21 protein-coding genes and 1 other RNA gene are annotated in these 18,438 nt (G+C 67.6%); 8 read left to right on the plus strand and 14 right to left on the minus strand.

Going from position 1 to position 18,438, the window contains the following annotated elements; translation table 11 throughout:
* The 4 genes from ABZX92_RS38865 to ABZX92_RS38880 all read left to right on the plus strand — a co-directional run.
* Window positions 1–130 (plus strand): ATP-dependent helicase C-terminal domain-containing protein (locus ABZX92_RS38865; protein ID WP_355570493.1); only part of this gene is annotated, 130 nt, incomplete at its 5' end.
* The gene (locus tag ABZX92_RS38870) at window positions 127–1,689 is read left to right on the plus strand and encodes a GMC oxidoreductase (RefSeq protein WP_355570476.1); all 1,563 of its coding nucleotides are present in this window, start codon (window positions 127–129) and stop codon (window positions 1,687–1,689) included. The genes ABZX92_RS38865 and ABZX92_RS38870, both read left to right, overlap by 4 nt.
* Before the next feature lie 25 nt (window positions 1,690–1,714).
* The gene (locus tag ABZX92_RS38875) at window positions 1,715–2,797 is read left to right on the plus strand and encodes a nucleotide disphospho-sugar-binding domain-containing protein (protein WP_355570477.1); all 1,083 of its coding nucleotides are present in this window, start codon (window positions 1,715–1,717) and stop codon (window positions 2,795–2,797) included.
* Window positions 2,794–3,393, plus strand: a complete 600-nt coding sequence (locus tag ABZX92_RS38880; RefSeq protein WP_355570478.1) for a hypothetical protein — start codon at window positions 2,794–2,796, stop codon at window positions 3,391–3,393. Before ABZX92_RS38875 ends, ABZX92_RS38880 begins: the two co-directional genes overlap by 4 nt.
* On the opposite strand, the gene menC is transcribed toward ABZX92_RS38880, so the two are convergent.
* The 4 genes from menC to ABZX92_RS38900 are packed head-to-tail and all read right to left on the minus strand — an operon-like array spanning window position 3,381 to window position 7,557.
* Entirely contained in the window at window positions 3,381–4,481 is a 1,101-nt protein-coding gene (gene menC / locus ABZX92_RS38885) for an o-succinylbenzoate synthase (protein ID WP_355570479.1), read from the minus strand. The two genes, ABZX92_RS38880 and menC, sit on opposite strands and share 13 nt — an antisense overlap.
* Window positions 4,478–5,185: a hypothetical protein gene (locus ABZX92_RS38890; protein ID WP_355570480.1), complete on the minus strand. Its 708-nt coding sequence runs from the start codon at window positions 5,183–5,185 to the stop codon at window positions 4,478–4,480. The genes menC and ABZX92_RS38890 overlap by 4 nt, the downstream gene beginning before the upstream one ends.
* A complete protein-coding gene (locus tag ABZX92_RS38895; protein WP_355570481.1) occupies window positions 5,175–6,584 on the minus strand; it encodes an amino acid permease in 1,410 nt (469 codons plus the stop codon). Before ABZX92_RS38895 ends, ABZX92_RS38890 begins: the two co-directional genes overlap by 11 nt.
* A gap of 25 nt (window positions 6,585–6,609) precedes the next feature.
* Window positions 6,610–7,557: a helix-turn-helix domain-containing protein gene (locus ABZX92_RS38900; RefSeq protein WP_355570482.1), complete on the minus strand. Its 948-nt coding sequence runs from the start codon at window positions 7,555–7,557 to the stop codon at window positions 6,610–6,612.
* Between the two features lie 53 nt (window positions 7,558–7,610).
* Here ABZX92_RS38900 and ABZX92_RS38905 point away from each other — a divergent pair, with 53 nt between their 5' ends.
* Entirely contained in the window at window positions 7,611–8,525 is a 915-nt protein-coding gene (locus ABZX92_RS38905; protein ID WP_355570483.1) for a saccharopine dehydrogenase, read from the plus strand.
* Here ABZX92_RS38905 and ABZX92_RS38910 read toward each other — a convergent pair.
* The 3 genes from ABZX92_RS38910 to ssrA form a co-directional block, all read right to left on the minus strand.
* Window positions 8,500–9,138, minus strand: a complete 639-nt coding sequence (locus tag ABZX92_RS38910; protein WP_355570484.1) for an HD domain-containing protein — start codon at window positions 9,136–9,138, stop codon at window positions 8,500–8,502. The genes ABZX92_RS38905 and ABZX92_RS38910 overlap by 26 nt on opposite strands.
* A 42-nt stretch (window positions 9,139–9,180) precedes the next feature.
* Window positions 9,181–10,146: a GlxA family transcriptional regulator gene (locus ABZX92_RS38915; protein WP_355570485.1), complete on the minus strand. Its 966-nt coding sequence runs from the start codon at window positions 10,144–10,146 to the stop codon at window positions 9,181–9,183.
* A gap of 163 nt (window positions 10,147–10,309) precedes the next feature.
* Window positions 10,310–10,688: a transfer-messenger RNA gene (gene ssrA / locus ABZX92_RS38920) on the minus strand.
* A 132-nt stretch (window positions 10,689–10,820) separates the two neighbouring features.
* Between ssrA and ABZX92_RS38925 the strand changes: the two genes are divergently transcribed.
* Both ABZX92_RS38925 and ABZX92_RS38930 read left to right on the plus strand, forming a co-directional pair.
* Window positions 10,821–12,050 (plus strand): sensor histidine kinase, encoded by a 1,230-nt coding sequence (locus tag ABZX92_RS38925; RefSeq protein ID WP_355570486.1) that lies wholly within the window; start codon window positions 10,821–10,823, stop codon window positions 12,048–12,050.
* The gene (locus ABZX92_RS38930) at window positions 12,038–12,679 is read left to right on the plus strand and encodes a response regulator transcription factor (protein ID WP_355570487.1); all 642 of its coding nucleotides are present in this window, start codon (window positions 12,038–12,040) and stop codon (window positions 12,677–12,679) included. Before ABZX92_RS38925 ends, ABZX92_RS38930 begins: the two co-directional genes overlap by 13 nt.
* Here the strand turns inward: ABZX92_RS38930 and ABZX92_RS38935 are convergent.
* The 7 genes from ABZX92_RS38935 to ABZX92_RS38965 all read right to left on the minus strand — a co-directional run bounded on the left by ABZX92_RS38935 (window position 12,664) and on the right by ABZX92_RS38965 (window position 17,762).
* Window positions 12,664–13,491, minus strand: a complete 828-nt coding sequence (locus ABZX92_RS38935) for an amidohydrolase family protein (protein ID WP_355570488.1) — start codon at window positions 13,489–13,491, stop codon at window positions 12,664–12,666. The genes ABZX92_RS38930 and ABZX92_RS38935 overlap by 16 nt on opposite strands.
* Window positions 13,491–13,967 carry an SsrA-binding protein SmpB gene (gene smpB / locus ABZX92_RS38940; RefSeq protein ID WP_355570489.1) on the minus strand — a complete coding sequence of 159 codons (477 nt, stop codon included), beginning with the start codon at window positions 13,965–13,967 and terminating at the stop codon, window positions 13,491–13,493. Before smpB ends, ABZX92_RS38935 begins: the two co-directional genes overlap by 1 nt.
* Before the next feature lie 31 nt (window positions 13,968–13,998).
* Complete coding sequence (gene ftsX, locus ABZX92_RS38945; protein ID WP_355570490.1) at window positions 13,999–14,901, minus strand: permease-like cell division protein FtsX; 903 nt, start codon at window positions 14,899–14,901, stop codon at window positions 13,999–14,001.
* Window positions 14,902–14,940: 39 nt separating this feature from the next.
* Window positions 14,941–15,630, minus strand: a complete 690-nt coding sequence (gene ftsE / locus ABZX92_RS38950) for a cell division ATP-binding protein FtsE (protein ID WP_086666930.1) — start codon at window positions 15,628–15,630, stop codon at window positions 14,941–14,943.
* 69 nt (window positions 15,631–15,699) lie between these two features.
* Window positions 15,700–16,125, minus strand: a complete 426-nt coding sequence (locus ABZX92_RS38955) for a hypothetical protein (RefSeq protein ID WP_355570491.1) — start codon at window positions 16,123–16,125, stop codon at window positions 15,700–15,702.
* Window positions 16,098–17,201, minus strand: coding sequence for a peptide chain release factor 2 (gene prfB, locus ABZX92_RS38960; protein WP_355570492.1), 1,104 nt, complete (start codon window positions 17,199–17,201; stop codon window positions 16,098–16,100). The genes ABZX92_RS38955 and prfB overlap by 28 nt, the downstream gene beginning before the upstream one ends.
* 60 nt (window positions 17,202–17,261) lie before the next feature.
* Window positions 17,262–17,762: a helix-turn-helix transcriptional regulator gene (locus tag ABZX92_RS38965; RefSeq protein ID WP_045311202.1), complete on the minus strand. Its 501-nt coding sequence runs from the start codon at window positions 17,760–17,762 to the stop codon at window positions 17,262–17,264.
* A 397-nt stretch (window positions 17,763–18,159) separates the two neighbouring features.
* Here ABZX92_RS38965 and ABZX92_RS38970 point away from each other — a divergent pair, with 397 nt between their 5' ends.
* On the plus strand, window positions 18,160–18,363 hold the full coding sequence (locus ABZX92_RS38970; RefSeq protein ID WP_045311201.1) for a hypothetical protein: 204 nt from the start codon (window positions 18,160–18,162) through the stop codon (window positions 18,361–18,363).
* The last annotated feature ends 75 nt before the right edge of the window (window positions 18,364–18,438 follow it).

Here is an 18,438-nt window from a genome sequence, read left to right on the forward strand (position 1 = left end):
GCGATCGAACCCGCCGGTCTGGCGGAGCTGCTGGAATACCTGCGGATGCGGTACCGATCCGCGCAGTGAGCTGAAGGGCAGGTATCCGAAACACCACTGGCCCGAACGGCCCTACAGTAAGGGCACATGAGGGGTTTTCAGGTATCTCGCCGGCGCTTCCTGGGGATGACGGCGCTGGCCATGGCGGCAACGGGCACCGCGAAGGCCGATGACCACACCGAAGCCGTGGTCATCGGCACCGGCTACGGAGCAGCGGTCGCGGCGTTACGACTGGGCCAGAAGGGCATCAAGACCACGATGCTGGAGATGGGCCAGCTGTGGAACCAGCCCGCGAGCGACGGCAAGATCTTCTGCCCGATGCTCAACCCGGACCGCCGCGCGATGTGGTTCAAGGACTGCACCGAAGCCCCGCTGGAGACGCTGCTCGGCCTGCCGATCGTGAACCGCCCGATCGAGCGCTACGCCGGCGTCCTCGACAAGGTCCACTTCAAGGAGATGGCCGTCTACCTCGGCCGCGGCGTCGGCGGCGGCAGCCTGGTCAACGGCGGCATGGCCGTCACCCCGAAGCGCGAGTACTTCGAGGAAGTCCTGCCCGGCGTCGACGCCGACGAGATGTACGGCAAGTTCTTCCCGCTGGCCAACAAAACCCTCAGGGTCAACACGATCCGCCCGGCGTTCCTGGAGTCCACGAGCTGGTACCAGTACGCCCGCACCGCCCGTCGTCAGGCCGCGAACGCCGGCTACCGCACGCAGGTCATCCCGAACGTCTACGACTTCGCCCACATGGAAGGCGAAGCCCGTGGCACCGAACCGAAGTCCGCGCTGGCCGGCGAGGTCATCTACGGCAACAACCACGGCAAGATGAGCCTGGACAAGACCTACCTCGCGGACGCCCTGCAGACCGGCAACGTCACGATCAAGACGCTGCACCACGTCAAGCGCATCCAGCAGCAACGCGACGGCTACGTGCTCACCGTCGAGCAGCGCGACCCGTTCGGAAAACTCCTGAACACCAAGGAGATCAGCTGCCGCCACCTGTTCCTCGGCGCGGGCAGCCTCGGCACCACCGAGCTCCTCCTGCGGGCGCGCGACAACGGCGACCTGCCGAACCTCAGCGACGAGATCGGCCGCGGCTGGGGCCCGAACGGCAACGTGATGACCGCCCGCACCATGATCGGCGGCTTCCAGCAGTCCGGCATGCCCGTCCTCGCCATCGACGCGTGGCAGGACCGCGAGGTGTTCGCCGAGATCGCTCCCGTACCCGCGGGCGTCGAGACCCTCGCCTCGCTCTACCTCGCGATCACGAAGAACCCCGAGCGCGGCACGTTCCACTACGACCGCGGCACCGACGCCATCACGCTGGACTGGCGGCGCGAGCAGATGAAACCGTCGATCCGCGCGGTCAAGGGCGTGTTCGACGAGATAAACCGAACAAACCTCAGTACATATCGCCCGGACCTCTTCGGAATCGGGAAAGTTTTCTCGGACGACTTCACCTATCACCCGCTGGGCGGATGTCTGCTGGGCCGCGCGACGGACGAGTACGGCCGGGTCAGAGGCCACCAGAACCTCTACGTCACGGACGGCTCGCTGATCAACGGCTCGATCGGCGCGAACCCCTTCGTGACGATCACAGCCCTCGCGGAACGGAACTTGAGTCGAATCACCGCCACCGATTTGAACCATTAGGAATCGAACAACGTTAATCTCAGCTATGGCGCACATCGCGATCTTCCTCATGCCCGAGCGCGGACACGTCCTCCCGGCGCTCGGGATGATCGCTGAGCTCGTGCGCCGCGGCCACCGCGTGAGCTGCCCGGTCCCGCCTCCGTTCGCGAACGCCGTGACCGAGTGCGGCGCGACGGCGATCCCTTGCGGGACAACACTTCCCGCAGAGCTGCCGGAGTCGCTCTACGAAGCCGCGCAGCTGGCCCTGATCGAGGCGGAGTCGACGTTGCCGCAGTTGGAAGACGTGTTCCGGCACGATCGGCCGGACATCGTGCTGTGGGACATCGCGGCCTGGGCCGGCGGCGTGATCGCCCGCCGGTCCGGCGCCCCGAACCTGCTGCTGGAGAGCCTGTTGACCAGCAACGCCACCTGGTCGCTCGGCGCCGCGGTGGTGCCCGCCCGAGGGTTCGACCTCAACGCCATCAGGTTCTTCACGAAGGTCCAGGAGTTCGTCGGCTGCTCACTGCCGGAGTTCGTCGCCGGTGCGAGCCGCCGGATCGCGTTGTTCCCCAGGGAGTTCCAGCCAGAGGGTGAGACGTTCGACGAGAGGTGGACCTTCGCCGGGCCCTGCCTGACCGAGCGGAAGTTCCAGGGCACGTGGACGCCACCGCGCAACACACCCGTTGTGCTCTCGACGATCGACGCGCAGACGTGCGCCGACGCAGCGCGCGGGATGCCCTGGCACCTCGTCACGAAGGGCGAAGTCGAGGACCCCGCACCGAACGTCGAGGCGCACGACGACGTCCCGCAGCTCGCCGTGCTGGAGCACGCGAGCGTGTTCATCACGCACGGCGGCCTGGCCGGCGTCACAGAAGCTCTGCACCACGGCGTTCCGATGATCGTCGTGCCGCGGATGACCGACCAGCGGCTGAACGGCCAGCGCGTTGAGGAGCTCGGGCTCGGCGTGCTGCTCGACACCGTGACCGAGGAGGGTGTGCGGTCGCTGGTGGGTCAGCTGACGTCCGATTCCTCGATCTCCGCGCGGGTGAAGGACATGCAGCGAATGGTTCACCGGGCGGGCGGCAGCGCGTTCGCCGCGGACGTGATCGAGGAGGAACTGACGCGGTGAAACGGATCTGGGACGACGCGGTCCGCACTCTTGGTGGCACCCCGGACGCGGGTGACCTGATGGAGCGCTACGCCGAGCCGCATCGGGCGTACCACAACACCTTCCACGTGATGTCCGTCGTCCGCGACTCGTCCGAGCTGGCCGACGTGTTCGCGTTCACGGCCGAGGAACGCGCGATCCTCGCGTTGGCCGCCTGCGCGCACGACGTGATCTACGACAGCAAACCGGGCGACGACGAACGCGCGTCCGCTGCTTGGGCCCGGGAACGCTTGCACGGGCTGGAAGAAGCCCACGTCGCCCGCGTGGAGTCACTGGTGCTGGCCACGATCACGCACTCGTCGGACGACCCTCTCGCACACGTGCTGCTCGACGCCGACCTGGCGATTCTCGGTTCGGAACCGGAGCACTACGACCGCTACAGCCAGGCCGTGCGCCAGGAGTACGCGCAGTACGACGACTCGCAGTGGCGAGTGGGTAGAGCGAAAGTGCTGAAGACGCTGCTCGACCGCGAGGGCCTGTTCGTCACGGAACCCGCGCGGCAGCTGTGGGACGCCGCCGCGCGGATCAACCTGGCCCGCGAACTTCAGGCGCTGTAGAGCACGTTCGTCGCCGTGGTGAAGCGCTTGAGCGTGTCCGGGATCGGCTCGATGCCGATGCCAGGCCCGGTCGGCACGTGCATGAAGCCGTCCTTGAGCTCGAAGGGCTCGGTGACGTCCTCCGCGAAGTACCGACGAGACGCGGAAACGTCGCCCGGCAGCACGAATCCGGGCAACGCGGCCAGCGCGAGGTTCGGCCCGCGCCCGATGCCGGTCTCCAGCATTCCGCCGCACCACACCGGAATCCCGTGCGCCACCGCCACGTCGTGGATCCTGCGCGCTTCGAGATAACCGCCGACCCGTGCGGGCTTGATGTTGATGACCCGGCAGGCGTCCAACGCGATCGCGGTCGCCGCGTCCTTGGCCGACGTGATCGACTCGTCGAGGCAGATCGGCGTGCGGATCCGTTGCGCCAGCAGCGCATGGCCGCGGATGTCGTCCTCTTCCAGTGGCTGTTCCATCAGCAGCAGGTCGAACTCGTCGAGCCGGCGCAGGTGTTCGGCGTCGGCCGGCGTGTACGCGGTGTTGGCGTCGACCTGCAGCAGGATGTCGCCGAACCGTTCCCGCACAGCGCGCACCGGTTCGACGTCCCAGCCCGGCTCGATCTTGAGCTTGATCCGCGCGTAGCCCTCGGCGAGGTAACCCTCGACATCGGCCAAGAGCTCGGGAATCGAGTTCTTGATCCCGACCGAGACTCCGGCGGGGACTTGGGAGGCCGTGGCGCCCAGGTAGGTGCCGATCGACATCCCGTACGACCGCAGCTCGGCGTCCAGGATCGCTGTCTCCAGCGTCGCCTTGGCGAGCTTGTGCCCCTTGATCGCATGAGTCCTCGGCTGCACCTCGGCAGCCGTGACCTCGGGCGTCACCAGTGGCACGAGGTGCTGGTCCAGCACCAGTTCCGCGGCGCCGACGAACTCCGAGCAGTACAGCGGTTCCGGGTCGGCCGCGAACTCCGACCAGCCCTCGGCGGAGTCCGTCACGACCCGCAGCAGGAAGGTGTCCTTGGTCGTCATCGTCCCGAACGACGTGCGGAACGGCGACACCAGCGGAATCGCGACGTGCAGCAGCTCAACCCGCTCGATCTTCATCGGCGCTCCAACTCGTACCAACCATCGCGGGACATCGAAGTCGCCACGTAGCCCTGCTCGAAGGCGTCCACGAACACGCCACGCACCGCCTCACGCCACTCGCGCGCCAACGCTGCGGATTCCTTGCGCACCTGCACGATGTCGCGCGGCACCCGGCACCAGATCCGCTCGCCGTCCGTCCGCGCCAACGGTTCCCCGTCCGGCGCCGTCCCAGTGACCTCGCCGTCAGGAACCGACTCGTGCGCCTCCCGAGCCCCGGTGAGGTCCCACTGCACGGTCAGCCGGTCGGTCTCGTCGCCTTCGTTCACGCCGTCGCGCATCGGCCCGTAGAAGTCCACTGTGTACTCGGTGACCACGGCCCCGAGCTTGACCAGGTTGAACCGGGCGTTGCGCGACACCAGCGGGTCGTACGTCCAGCGCATCGACTTCGCGCCGAGCCCGGCCGCCCAGTCCTTCTGCGCGAGCTTCAACGGATGACCGGCGCCCGGCCGTGCCGCCGCGATCATCGAGTACACCGACCCGTCCGGGCAGAACAGCCCGGTCGTCGCACCGATCAGCTCCTCGCCCTCGAACGCCCCGATCGTCGCGCCGCCCGCGTGCCGGATGCAGTGCAGCGTCTCGGTGGACAGCACGTCCTCGGTCGTCTCCCAGACGCCGGCGTAGTAAGCGGCGACGCGGGCGATGCCGGGAACGTCACTGATCACTTGGAACCGCAAGGCGTGCCTTCCTGACGCTGTAACCGAAGTAGATGACGAACCCGAGCACCATCCAGGACAGGAACGCGATCCACGTGTCGAGCCCGAGGCTGAACATCATGTAGACGCAGAACGCCAGCCCCAGAATGGGCGTCACCGGCGAGAACGGCACCTTGAACGTGCGCTGCCGGTCGGGTTCGGTACGACGCAGGATGATCACCGCGATGTTGACCAGCGCGAACGCGAACAGCGTGCCGATGCTCGTGGCGTCGGCCAGCGACCCGAGCGGCACCAGCGCGGCCAGGATCCCGATGAACGAGCCGACGACGATCGTGTTCACGAACGGCACCCCGGCCCTGCTGAGCCTCGCGAAGATCGACGGCACCAGCCCGTCGCGCGACATCGCGTACAGGATGCGCGTCTGTCCGTAGAGGACGGTCAGCACGACGGAGGTGGTTGCCACGACCGCACCGATCGACAGCAGGATCGGCCAGATCGCCCCGCTGACGTTGTCGGTCAGCACCCGGCTCAGCGCGGCTTCCGTGCCCTCGAACGACTGCCACGGCATCGCACCGACCGCGGCCAGCGCAACCGCGCAGTACAGCGCGGTGATCACGACCAGCGACAGGATGATCGCGCGTGGCAGGTCGCGCTGCGGGTTCTTCGCTTCCTCACCGGCGGTCGACGCGGCGTCGAAACCGATGTAGGAGAAGAACAACGTGGCCGCACCGGCGCTCATGCCCGCGAGCCCGAGCGGGAACAGCGGCTGCAGGTTGCCCGCCTTGAACGCGGTGAACGCGACCGCGCAGAACATCAGCAGCGAGCCGACCTTGATCCACACCAGGATCGTGTTCGTGCGCGCGCTGCCCTTGGAACCGCCGAGCAGCACCAGCATCGAGAGCACCACGACCAGCACGGCCGGGATGTTGACGATCCCGCCCGCGCCCGGCGGCTGGCTCAGCGCGTCCGGAATCCGCAGCCCTGTCACGAGGTGCAGCAGCTCGTTGATGTACTGCCCCCACCCGACCGCGACCGCCGCGACCGAGACCCCGTACTCCAGCACGAGACACCAGCCGCAGACCCACGCGACGATCTCGCCGAGCGTGGCGTAGGCGTAGGAGTACGACGAGCCCGATGCCGGGATCAGGCCCGCGAGCTCGGCGTACGACAGCGCGGAGAACAACGCGGTGATGCCGGCGAGGATGAACGACACCACGATCGCGGGACCGGCGAGCGGCACCGCCTCCCCCAGCACGACGAAGATGCCGGTGCCGAGCGTGGCGCCGATGCTGATCATCGTGAGGTGGCCGACACCCATGGTGCGCTTGAGTTCGCTGCCAGGGTGAGTCAGCTGGTCGATCGGCTTGCGCCGCAACACCCGCGCCCCGATGCGCTGTTCGTTGCTCATCCGGACAACCTAACCGGTGACTCAGTTATTGGCGGCCACCAACCGGGCGGAACGTGCGGCGGTATGTGTCCGGCGGCACACCGACCGTTCGGTGGAAGTGCCTGCGCAACGTCGTGGCCGTGCCCATGCCGGACGCCTCGGCGACCTGGTCGACACTGTCGTCGGTCATCTCCAACAGCTCCTGGGCGCGCCGGATCCGTTGCGTGTGCAGCCACTGGAGTGGCGTGGTTCCTGTCACCGCCTTGAAAAGTCTCGCGAGGTGGCGCGAGCTCATGTTCGCCTGACGTGCCAGGTCCTCCACCGTGAGCGGCTGGTCGAGCCGCTTGCTCGTCCAGCCGAAGAGTTCTGTCAGCGGATGACCTTCCTCGGACGGCACGGGCGCGAGCACGAACTGCGCCTGCCCGCCGTCGCGATGTGGTGGAACGACCAAACGCCGTGCCGCGGTGTTGGCCGTCGCGGTGCCGTGATCGGCGCGGATCAGGTGCAGGCTCAGGTCGATCGCCGCCGCCTTGCCCGCGCTCGTGAGCACCTGGCCGTTGTCGACGTACAGCACGTCCGGGTCGACCGCGATCTTCGGATACCGCTCGGTCAGCAAGTCGGTGTGCGCCCAGTGCGTGGTCGCCTTCAGGCCGTCGAGCAGTCCGGCCTCCGCGAGCACGAACGCGCCCGTGCACAGCGACACGATCCGCGCGCCCCGTTCGTGCGCCGCCCGGACAGCTTGGACGAGCTCCAACTCGATCGGCCGGTCCAGGTCCTCGATGGCTGGCACGATCACGGTGTCGGCACGTTCGAGCTGGTCAAGGGGCAGGTCCGGGTCCATCGTGAACCGGCCGACCCGGACGGGTCCGCTGCCACAGATCTTGACGTCGTAGTCGAGCTGCGGGGCGGTGAAGATCTCGTAGGTGGCGGCGAGCTCGAAGTGGAGCATCCCGTCGGTCACGGCGAACGCGAGCATGTCCGAAACTGTACGCATCACGTCGTTCCAGACACTAGTGCCTAGTCCGGTTCGCGACTTTGATGGTCCACATGGGACACAAGATCGCGGTGTACGGCGCTTCCGGACTCACTGGCCGCTTTGTGGTGGCGGAACTGGAGAAGCGCGGCTTCGAGCCGATGCCGTTCGGACGTGCGCAGGCGACCGCCGACGACCCCGACGCACTGGACCGCGCGCTCGAGGGTGCTGCTGCCGTGATCAACACGGCCGGTCCGTTCGCGGTGACGGCCCTCCCGCTGATCTCCGCGGCCGAACGTGCGGGCATCCCGTACGTCGACGTGGCCGCCGAGATCGAGGCGAACGCCGACACGTTCGCCCGCGGTGCCTCGGTCCCGGTCGTACCCGCGATGGCGTTCTTCGGCGGCCTCGGCGACCTGCTGGTGACCGCCGCGATGGGCGACTGGACCTCCGCCGACGAGGTCCACGTCGCCTACGGCCTGTCCGGATGGCAGCCCAGCGCCGGCACGCTCGAAGCCGGCGCCGTCTCCCGTGACCGCCGCGGTGGCCGCAGCGTGCGGTTCCGTGATGGCGCGCTGGAGTACCACGACGCCACCGCGCGCACCCTGAACTGGGACTTCCCGTCCGGGCCGCGCGAGGTGATCGCTGAGTTCACGATGGCCGACGTGGTCACCGTGCCGAGCCACCTGCAGGTCCCCGCCGTCACCACGTACATGTCCGTGAGCGCGGTCAACGACATGCGCGCTGCTTCTGAGCGACAGGCCGCGGAGACGTTCGAGGTGGATGTCGTCGTCCGGCGTGATGGCGAGGAACGGCGCGTGACCGTCACCGGTCAGGACATCTACGCCGTCACCGCTCCCCTGGCCGTGGAAGCCGTCGAACGCCTGCTGACCGGCCGTTTCGCGGTCACCGGCGTGGCCTCGGCGGGTGCGATGTTCGACGCTCGCGACTTCCTCGACGCCCTCACTCCGGCCATTCGTTGCCCTTGATCAGCTCGACGAAGTCGGTGCGCTTGAACTCCGGGTCGAAGTGCGCGAGGACGTCGTCGTTCATCGTCCCGTAGGTGGTGTTCGGCCGATGAGCCATGCCTGCGTAGAACGCCTCAAGGATGCGGTTCTTGAAGTCAGGGCGGGGATGTGCGGCCACCACCTCGGCGCGCTCATCGTCGGTGAGCTCGTCCAGCCCGATGCCGAGCACGTCCGTCTTCACCCCCAGCGCGATCGCCGCCACCTCGGGCGAGAGCCGCAACGGCACCTCGGGCGTCGTGTGCAGCGCGATCGCCAGCCACACGTTGCGCGCGTCCTCCTCCGACCGGCCGTGGTCGAGCAGAAACGCTCGAGCGGCCTCGGCCCCGTCGATCTCGAACCGCACGTCCTTCGACGCGTAGAACTCCGTCAGCCCCAGGTCGTGGAACAACCCGCCCACGTACGCCAGCTCCAGGTCGACGTCCAGCCCGCGCTTGGCGGCCTTCAACGCACCCCACAGGAACACCCTGCGCGAGTGGTGGAACAACGTGTCGTCGGTGATCTTGCGAACCAGCGACGTCGCCGCCCGCACCAGCTCCGTGTCGGGAATCTCCACACCAGCGATTACTTCAGCCATGCCCCAATGGTTGACCTGCGGCTCTCAGACTCCCACCGTCATTCAGGACCGCCACCCCACAGATGTGGACATCCGCTGGCGGTACTCGCTCGGCGACGCCCCGAACCGCGCCACGAACACCCGCCGCATCGTCTCGGAACTCCCGAACCCGGCCTCGCGTGCGGTCTGCGCCACCCCGTGCCCGGCGTCCAGCAACGCCTTGGCGTGATCGAGCCGCACCTGCTCCACGTACCGCGCGGGCGTGGTGTCCAACTCGCTCGCGAACAGCCTCGCCAGGTGCCTGGGACTCACGCCCACCCGCGCCGCCAACGTCCGCGCGCTGTGGTCCAACGCCGGCTGAGCCGACACCAGGTCCACCACCTCGCGCAACGCGGGCGTGCGCGGCCTCCTGACCTGCAACGGCGCACTGAACTGCGACTGCCCGCCCGGCCGTTGCATGAACATCACCAGGTTGCGCGCCACGGTCCGCGCGAGGTCGGGCCCGTAGTCCTGCTCGACGAGCGCCAACGCCAGATCCATGCCCGCCGACACCCCGGCAGACGTGAACACGCCTTTGTCCTCGACGAACAACGCGTCAGCCTCGACCTGCACGTCCGGATGAGCCCGCGCGAGCCGATCCGCGACTCGCCAGTGCGTGGTCGCCCGCCGCCCGCTCAGCACCCCGGCCGCAGCCAGCGCGAACGACCCGGTGCAGATCGACACGAGCCGTCGCGTACGTCCCTGCAGCACTCTGATGGCCTCGACGAGGTCAACCGAAATCGGCTCGCGAGCGAGTCTGTCGCCACCAGACACGATGACGGTGTCGGCCTTGACCACGTCATCAGCGGTGGAGTCGACGGGCAACCGAATCCCGACAGAGGTCGTGACGGGTTGGCCAGACGCCGAGACGTACCTGATCGTGTAGTCGGCCCCGGCGAGGTTGGCCTCCGCGAACACCTCCGCAGGGCCCGTGACGTCCAACATCTTCATGCCGTCGAACACGAGGAAGACGATCTCGCGGCCACTCACACCTAAGGCTTACACGAGAAACGGCGAGGGCTCTGAGCAGAGCACTCGCCGTGAGGGCGCAAAGCGCCCGAACCTCGGGGGTCTGGGGGTCGCCCCCCCAGAGGAAAACCCGGAACGAGAAGGCGAAGGTGGCCCCAGCGGGGCCACCGAGCAGCCTTCGGCCGAGTGGAGGTGCCGGGAATCGAACCCGGGTCCTGTGGCGGTTCATCAGGGCTTCTCCGTGCGCAGTCCGCTCTGTCTCTACTTGGCCCCATCAGTCATGCGAACGAGCTGATGTGACAGGCCCAGCCACTGTGAGTTTCCCGAACAGCTCCCGTAGCCGGAACTGCTGGTAAGCCTTCTAGCTGATGCCGGGAACTAGGTCGAAGGCGAACCTAGGCCGACAACCGCTAGCTCCTGCTGTCAGGCAGCGAGAGCGTACGCGGTGCGCGTGTCGTTAGACGTGGCGCTTATTGGTTTGCGATGACGCTTAACGGTGGTCTCTCGCCTGCACCGGCACGCTTCCCCTGAATCAACGTCCACAGTCGAAACCGTTCACCCCCCTGTTGTGGTTACGCATAGCATAACGACGGGGGCCAACGACTTCTTCCCGAGGCAGGTAGGGCTGTCCCCACCCCCGACCTCCTAGGTAGCCACATGGTCTCTGACCAGCGGGAACGACCACCATGGACGACATGAGGAAACCGAACGCGCTCGCAGCCGGGTTCTACCTGCTGACCAACCTGGTGACCGGCATCTTCTGGTTCACCCTCTCCGTCGTCCTGACCGTGGTCGGGCTCGCCACTTCGGTCCTGTGGGTCGGTCTGCCGATCCTGTGGCTCGCGATGAACGTCGTGCGGGGTGGCGCGACGATGGAGCGGGCGTGGGTCAGAGCGGCGTTGCGCACGGACATCCCCCGCCCGTACCGCGAGATGCCGACAGGCACGCTCTGGCAGCGGTGGAAGCACCAGTTCACCGACCCGGCGACGTGGCGCGACTTCGGGTACCTGCTGCTCCTGCTGCCGGTCGGCATCACGGAGTTCGCCACGGTCATCGCGATGATCTCGATCGTGGGCGCGTTCGTCGCGGTCCCCTTCTGGATCGGCGAGGCGCCGTTCGCGATCATCGTCGGCGAGTTCTGGACCATCGACTCGTTCGCTTCCGCGCTGCCGCTGACGGCGATCGGGCTGGCCCTGATCCCGTTCGCGCTCGTGGGCATCAGGTCACTGGGCTCGGTGCACGGCAAGCTCGCCCGCGCCATGCTCGGGCCGACGCGGGCGGACGCGCTGGCGATCGAGGCGGAACGGCTGCAGTCCAGCCGGGCGCGTGGTGTCGAGGCCGCGGAAGCAGAGCGCCGGCGCATCGAACGCGACCTGCACGACGGCGCGCAGCAACGACTCGTCGCGGTGGCGATGGGGCTGGGCCGGGCGAAGTCCAAGATGGACTCCGATCCCGAGGGCGCGGCGCTGCTGATCGCCGAGGCGCACGCGGACGCGAAGGAAGCCATCCGGGAGCTGCGCGACCTGGCGCGGGGCATCTACCCGTCGGTGCTGGGCGACCGCGGTCTCGACGCGGCACTGTCCGCGTTGGCCGCGCGCGTGCCGATCGAGGTCGAGCTCAACGTCGACGTGGAGCCGCGCCCGCCGACAGCGGTGGAGAGCGCCGCGTACTTCACCGTCGGCGAGGCGCTCACGAACATCACCAAGCACTCCAACGCCACCAGGGCGACCGTCAAGGTCAACCGGGTCGAGACGGGAGTGCTGGTCGAGGTCACCGACAACGGTCAGGGTGGCGCGGAGCTGAAGCCGGGCGGCGGGCTCGCCGGGCTCGCGGACCGGGCCGCCACGATCGACGGTGTGGTTGTCGTCGTCAGCCCCACCGGTGGGCCGACCGTTATTCGAGCGGAGTTGCCGTGCGCGTGGTGATCGCCGAGGACTCGGTGCTGCTGAGGGAGGGCGTGCAGCGGTTGCTCGCCGACGAGGGCATCGAGACCGTCGCGGCTGTGGAGAACGGCGACAGGTTGCTGGACGCGGTCACCGAGCACAATCCGGACCTGTGCGTGGTCGACGTGCGGATGCCGCCGACGTTCACCGACGAAGGACTGCGCGCGGCGATCGAGTGCCGCCGCCGCTATCCCGGGCTGCCGGTGCTGGTGCTCTCGCAGTACGTCGAGGAGCGCTACGCCGTGGAACTGCTCGCGGGCGGGGCCAGTGGCGTCGGTTATCTGCTCAAGGAGCGGGTCGCGGACGTGAAGGAGTTCGTCGACGCGGTGCGCAGGGTCGCCGATGGCGGCACGAGCATCGACCACGAGGTGATCACGCAGCTCATGGTGCGCAGCAAGAAGAGCCCGGTCGACAAGCTGACGCCGCGCGAACGCGAGGTGCTCGGGCTGATGGCGCAGGGACTGTCCAACACGGCCATCGCCGGCACGCTCGTGGTGTCCGACGGCGCCGTGGAGAAGCACGTCGGCAACATCTTCGCCAAGCTCGGTCTGGAGCCGTCGAACTCGGAGCACCGGCGCGTGCGGGCCGTTCTCGCCTACCTGGACAGCTGAAGCAGACGGGCGCCGTTGTCGTGCAGGATCGCCTGCAGGGCGGCGGCGTCCAGGCCCCACGACCGGATCGCGTCGAGCTGCACCTCGTACGGGTACGGGATGTTCGGGAAGTCGCTGCCGAGCACGACCCGGTTCGCCAGCCCGGCGATCCGCTGGGACCAGTCAGCAGGCAACGGCATCATCCGCTCATTGAACGGCGTGCCGACCATCGTGGTGTCGACGTGGACGTTCTCGTACCGCTCGACCAGATCCAACGCGCTGGAGTAGTCCGGCATCCCGGCGTGCGCGATCACCGCGGTGAGTCGTGGATGGCGCTTCAACACCTCCGCGAAGACCCCGAGCCCGGTGTGCTCGCCGGGGTACGGCCCGTCGCCGCAGTGCGCGACCACCGGGACACCCGCCTCGGCCAGCTGGCCCCAGACGCCGTCCAGCAGCTCGTCCCGCGGGTCGTAACCACCGACCTGGACGTGCGACTTGAAGCACCGCGCACCGGCTTCGAGAGCCTTGCGCACGTAGACGTCCGCACCGGGTTCGGCGTAGAACGTGCCCGTCCGGACAGCCTCCGGGACCCGAGCAGCGAAGTCCGCGACCCACTCGTTCAGCCACTGCGCCATGCCCGGCTTGTGCGGGTAGACCAGCGGTGCGAACGCGGAAACGCCCAGCTCCCGCAGTGCGGTGAGCCGGGCGTTCTCGTCAGTGCGGTACCAGATGACCCAGTCGACACCGGACTCGCGCACGCGGTCGAAGTACGCCCAGACCTTGTCCAGGACGTTCTGTGGCATGAAGTGGACGTGGATGTCCACCAAAGCCATCAGTAGCGACCCTTCAGGGCCCGTCCGTGCGCCTTCGCGATCTCGCGGTTGGCGTCGCGCTTCGCGATGTCCTGGCGCTTGTCGTAGGACTTCTTGCCCTTCGCGAGGGCGATCTCGACCTTGACGTAGCCGTCCTTGAAGTACATCTGCAGCGGGACGAGCGACAGACCGGACTCCTTGGTCTTGCCGATCAGCCGTTCGATCTCCGCCTTGTGCAGCAGGAGCTTGCGCTTGCGCCGGACCTCGTGGTTCGTCCACGTCCCCGCGACGTACTCCGGGATGTGCAGCGCGTGCAACCAGATCTCGCCGTCGTCGACCTGGGCGAAGGCGTCCACGAGGGACGCCCGTCCCATGCGCAGGCTCTTCACCTCGGTGCCGACGAGCTGAATGCCCGCCTCGTAGGTGTCCAGAATGGACCAGTCGTGCCGAGCCTTGCGGTTCGACGCGATGACCTTCTGCCCGCGTTCCTTGACCATGGCGACAACTTTACGTTGGTCTACAAAATGCTTAAAGCCGCACGTAGAGACGCAGGGTGACGTAGCCCGTCGTCGCCGAGATGACGATCGCGACCAGGAACAGCCACGGCGAGACCAGGAGGATGTCCAGGTACCCGATCGGCGGGATGATGCCCGACTCGGTGAGGTTCCTGGTGATCCGGTCGAGGAAGAACGCCTTGAACAGCACCAGGCCGGCGACCGCGGAGACCGCGCCGATGATGCCAGCGACGACCGCCTCGATGAGGAACGGCAGCTGCGTGTACCACCGGGTCGCACCGACCAGGCGCATGATCCCGACCTCGACGCGCCGCGTGAACGCCGACACCTGGATGGTGTTCGAGATCAGCAGCAGTGCGGCGAACGCCTGGATGAGCGCGAGGATCAGGGCGACGTCACGCAGACCGTTCAGCCCCTCGAAGAACCGCTCGAGGAACTTGCCCTGGTCGTCGACACCCTTGACGCCCGGCTTGCCCTCGAAGGCCTGCTTGATGACGTCGGTGCGGTCCGGGTCCTCCAGCTTGACGCGGAAGGTCGCCGGGATGGCTTCCGGCCGCGCGAGCTTGAGCAGCTCGGGCTGGGCCTCGAAGATCCGCTTGAAGCGCTCGAAGCCCTCGTCGCGGTTCTGGAACACCACTGTCTCGACGCCGGAGGTCTGCTCCAGCTGGGAACGCAGGCCCGCGCACGGCTGCTGGGTGCAGTCCTTGTCGTTGGCGCTGACGTCGTTGGTCAGCAGCACGGAGACCTCGAGCTTGCCCGCGTAGTTGGCCTGCATCTTGTCGACCATGCGGACGACGAGCAGGCCACCGCCGAGCAGCCCGAGCGAGATGGCGGTCGTGAGGATCATCGCGATCGTCATCGTGACGTTCCGGCGAAGTCCGGTGACGACCTCGCTGAACACGAAGCTGGTACGCATCGGGGGCGGGGTTCCTTGGGGGTCGGGGGTTAGGGACGCTTAACGGCCAACGCCGTAAACGCCGCGCGCGTCATCACGGACGACCTTGCCGTACGCCAGCTCCACGACGCGGCGGCGCATCGAGTCGACGATGCCGTGGTCGTGGGTGGCCATGATGACCGTCGTGCCGGTGCGGTTGATCCGCTCCAGCAGCAACATGATGTCCTGGCTCGTGTCGGGGTCCAGGTTTCCGGTCGGCTCGTCGGCGATCAGGACCAGCGGGCGGTTCACGAACGCACGGGCGATCGCGACACGCTGCTGCTCACCACCGGACAGCTCGGTCGGGAACCGGTCCTCCTTGCCGTCGAGGCCCACCAGCTGCAGCACCTCGGGCACCACCTTGACGATGGTGTTGCGGGGCTTGCCGATGACCTCCAGCGCGAAGGCCACGTTCTCGGCGACCGTCTTCGTCGGCAGCAGGCGGAAGTCCTGGAACACGCAGCCGATGGACTGCCGCAGGCGGGGGACCCTGCGCCTGGACATCTTGGCGACGTCGAAGTTGGAGACGTAGACGCGTCCCCTGGTCGGCACCTCTTCGCGCAGCAACAGGCGCAAGAAGGTCGACTTGCCGGACCCGGAGGGCCCGATCAGGAACACGAACTCGCCCTTCTCCATCTCGACGGACACGTCGTCGAGCGCGGGACGCGTAGAGGTCTTGTAGACCTTGGAAACGTGTTCGAGGCGAATCACGAGGCGCGAGTCTACCCATGGCCGGGGTAAAGCCCCCGTTCCGGTTAACTTCCGGCACCGGAAGGGCGGTCAGTCCCACCAGTTGAAGAGCACGTCGCCGACCCGTTGCGGACGCCAGTAGCGCACGTCGTGAGCGTCGAGACCCGGCCACTCAGCTGCTGTGAACGGCCTGTCCAGCTCCGCTTTCGCCCACACCCGGACGTCGCTCGACAACTCCGCGAGCACGGCCATGAGCGCCGCGTCGTCGACGAACTCGATCGGCGGCAGCGGTTCCGCCGAAGCGGTGAGCGCCACGTCACCCTCCGGCGTCCACAGCACCACGACCGTGCCGCGGTGGTCGACGTGGCCGAGGTGCACCTCGTGGAAGTTCGGCGTGACCTCCGGCACCGACCACCGCGTGACCTCACCGCCGGTGCGGCGCGCCGCCTCGAAGCACAGCGCGCGGAACTCCCCCGGTGTGATGACCGCTAGTCCTGCTGGGACTGCTTGCGCCACCGGATGCCGGCCTCCAGGAAGTCGTCGATCTCCCCGTCCAGCACCGCCGACGGGTTGCCGACCTCGTGCTCGGTCCGCAGGTCCTTGACCATCTGGTACGGGTGCAGCACGTAGGAGCGCATCTGGTTGCCCCAGCTGGAGCCGGAGTCCTTCAGCGCGTCCATCTTCGCCTGCTCCTCCTGCCGGCGGCGCTCGAGCAGCTTGGCCTGCAGCACGTTCATGGCCGTGGCCTTGTTCTGCAGCTGCGAGCGCTCGTTCTGGCAGGACACCACGATGCCGGTCGGGATGTGCGTGAGGCGCACCGCCGAGTCGGTCGTGTTGACGCCCTGGCCGCCGGGACCGGACGAGCGATAGACGTCGACGCGCAGGTCCTTCTCGTCGATCTCGACGTGGTCGGTCTGCTCGACGACGGGCACGACCTCGACGCCGGCGAACGACGTCTGGCGGCGACCCTGGTTGTCGAACGGCGAGATGCGCACGAGCCGGTGCGTGCCCTGCTCGACGCTCAGCGTGCCGTAGGCGTACGGAGCGGAGATGCGGAACGTCGCGGACTTGATGCCCGCCTCTTCCGCGTAGGAGGTGTCGAAGACCTCGACGCCGTAGTTGTGGCGCTCGGCCCAGCGCGAGTACATGCGCAGCAGCATCTCGGCGAAGTCCGCGGCGTCGACGCCACCGGCCTCGGCGCGGATGGTGATCAGCGCGTTGCGCTCGTCGTACTCGCCGGACAGCAGCGTGCGCACTTCGAGACCGGCGATCTCGCCGCGCAGCTTCACCCGCTCGTTGTCCGCGTCGGCCAGCGCGTCCGCGTCGTCGGCTTCCTCCGCGAGCTCGTAGAGCAGGGGGAGGTCGTCCAGGCGGTCGCGCAGTCCGGTGACGCGGCGCAGCTCACCCTGCTTGTGGGAGAGCTGGCTGGTGACCTTCTGCGCCTTCTCCTGGTCGTTCCAGAGGTCCGGCTTCGCAGCCTGCTCCTCCAGATCCGCAACCGCGGCGCGCAACCCGTCGAGGTCCATCACCGCCTCGATGCTCGACAGAGTGGCGGAGAGGTCCTTGATGTCTGCTTCGACGTCCGGGTTCACGCAAAAAGATTACGCCAGCACCGGTCGTCCGTCGCGACCGGTGCTTGCTGGCGCTCTCTTCTACGCGGTCGGAATCGCGTCGAGCAGCTTGAGAACGGCCTTCGCATGAGCGAGACCGAACTCGGCCACCGCCTTGGCGTAGGGGTCCTCCGCCGTCTTGGCCGCGCTCTTCGCGGTCTCCTGCTCCTGACCGTACGCGGAGCGCGCGGTCGTGATCAGGGACTCGCGCTGCTTCGCGGTCAGCGAGCCGGCGTGCACCAGGCGCAGGATGAGCGGGCTGCGCAGGTGGTCCGGGCCGGGCTCGGACAGCAGCCAGTTCTTGAAGGCCTTCTTGCCCGCCGCCGTCAGCACGTACTGCTGGCTCGACCGCGGTCCTTGCTTGCCGAGGCGCAGCAGGCCCTGGTCAGCCAGCGCGGGCAGCTCGCGGTACACCTGGGAGCGGGTCACGCTGAAGAACGCGCCGAAGCGGTCTCCTGCCTCCGCCACCAACTGGCCACCGGTCTTGGGTCCGTCGTGCAGCAGCCCGAGCAGGGCGGCTGCGGTCGCATTCAGGTCTGACACAACGACAACGTTCCCACGTCTGGGGGAAGCTGTCCACAATGGTCAGCCGTTCTGTCCACAGTGGCTGATCGCCGGGCTAGTCTGATGGGCCATGCGGAGCAACGAAAAGTCTCGCTGAGTAAGCGGCAGTTTTCCAGCCTCACGCGTTTGGCCGCTTGACCGTCTGTGTCCATCCCGGATGGAAAAACCCTTTCGCAGAAACGAAAGCCACCCGATCTCACTCGATCGGCGGTACGACTCTCACCGGCCGGAGCCACCCGAATGGACGGACGTGAGCGTTCGTCGCACGACCTGGTGATGTCCGCGCGCACCCCTTTCCCACGCCTGCACAACCGGGAAAATGATCATTGCCAGGCAGGGCGGGCGAGACCGAGCGAGACCACGGAGGTCGGGGACGATGAAGAACATCAAGTGGCTGGACCACAAGAAGGTGGCGGCGCACACGGTGGCGTGGATGACCGGTGGCATCCCGGAGCAGGCGGGCAAGGACGAGTGCATGGTGTGCGGCAAGCAGATCCGCAAGCACCGCACGGTCAACGGCGAGGGCCGGATCTGCTCCAGCATGCTGTGCGCGCAGTACTGGGCGGAGAACATGACCTGAAACACCGTCTTCCCGATCCGCACCTACCGCAGGCTGATGGAGTCTCTCGGTGACGTGCGGTGGGTCGACGGCACC

It is taken from the genome of Lentzea sp. NPDC006480 (assembly GCF_040611995.1).
Taxonomy (GTDB): Bacteria; Actinomycetota; Actinomycetes; order Mycobacteriales; family Pseudonocardiaceae; genus Lentzea.

Excerpts from the sequence above, each read along its gene's own strand:
- menC (WP_355570479.1), bottom strand. The coding sequence starts at position 4,481 with ATGAAGATCGAGCGGGTTGAGCTGCTGCACGTCGCGATTCCGCTGGTG.
- ABZX92_RS38925 (WP_355570486.1), top strand. The coding sequence starts at position 10,821 with ATGAGGAAACCGAACGCGCTCGCAGCCGGGTTCTACCTGCTGACCAAC.
- ABZX92_RS38900 (WP_355570482.1), bottom strand. The coding sequence starts at position 7,557 with ATGCGTACAGTTTCGGACATGCTCGCGTTCGCCGTGACCGACGGGATG.
- ABZX92_RS38905 (WP_355570483.1), top strand. The coding sequence starts at position 7,611 with ATGGGACACAAGATCGCGGTGTACGGCGCTTCCGGACTCACTGGCCGC.
- ABZX92_RS38875 (WP_355570477.1), top strand. The coding sequence starts at position 1,715 with ATGGCGCACATCGCGATCTTCCTCATGCCCGAGCGCGGACACGTCCTC.
- ABZX92_RS38935 (WP_355570488.1), bottom strand. The coding sequence starts at position 13,491 with ATGGCTTTGGTGGACATCCACGTCCACTTCATGCCACAGAACGTCCTG.
- ABZX92_RS38910 (WP_355570484.1), bottom strand. The coding sequence starts at position 9,138 with ATGGCTGAAGTAATCGCTGGTGTGGAGATTCCCGACACGGAGCTGGTG.
- ftsX (WP_355570490.1), bottom strand. The coding sequence starts at position 14,901 with ATGCGTACCAGCTTCGTGTTCAGCGAGGTCGTCACCGGACTTCGCCGG.
- ABZX92_RS38870 (WP_355570476.1), top strand. The coding sequence starts at position 127 with ATGAGGGGTTTTCAGGTATCTCGCCGGCGCTTCCTGGGGATGACGGCG.
- ABZX92_RS38970 (WP_045311201.1), top strand. The coding sequence starts at position 18,160 with ATGAAGAACATCAAGTGGCTGGACCACAAGAAGGTGGCGGCGCACACG.
- ABZX92_RS38895 (WP_355570481.1), bottom strand. The coding sequence starts at position 6,584 with ATGAGCAACGAACAGCGCATCGGGGCGCGGGTGTTGCGGCGCAAGCCG.
- smpB (WP_355570489.1), bottom strand. The coding sequence starts at position 13,967 with ATGGTCAAGGAACGCGGGCAGAAGGTCATCGCGTCGAACCGCAAGGCT.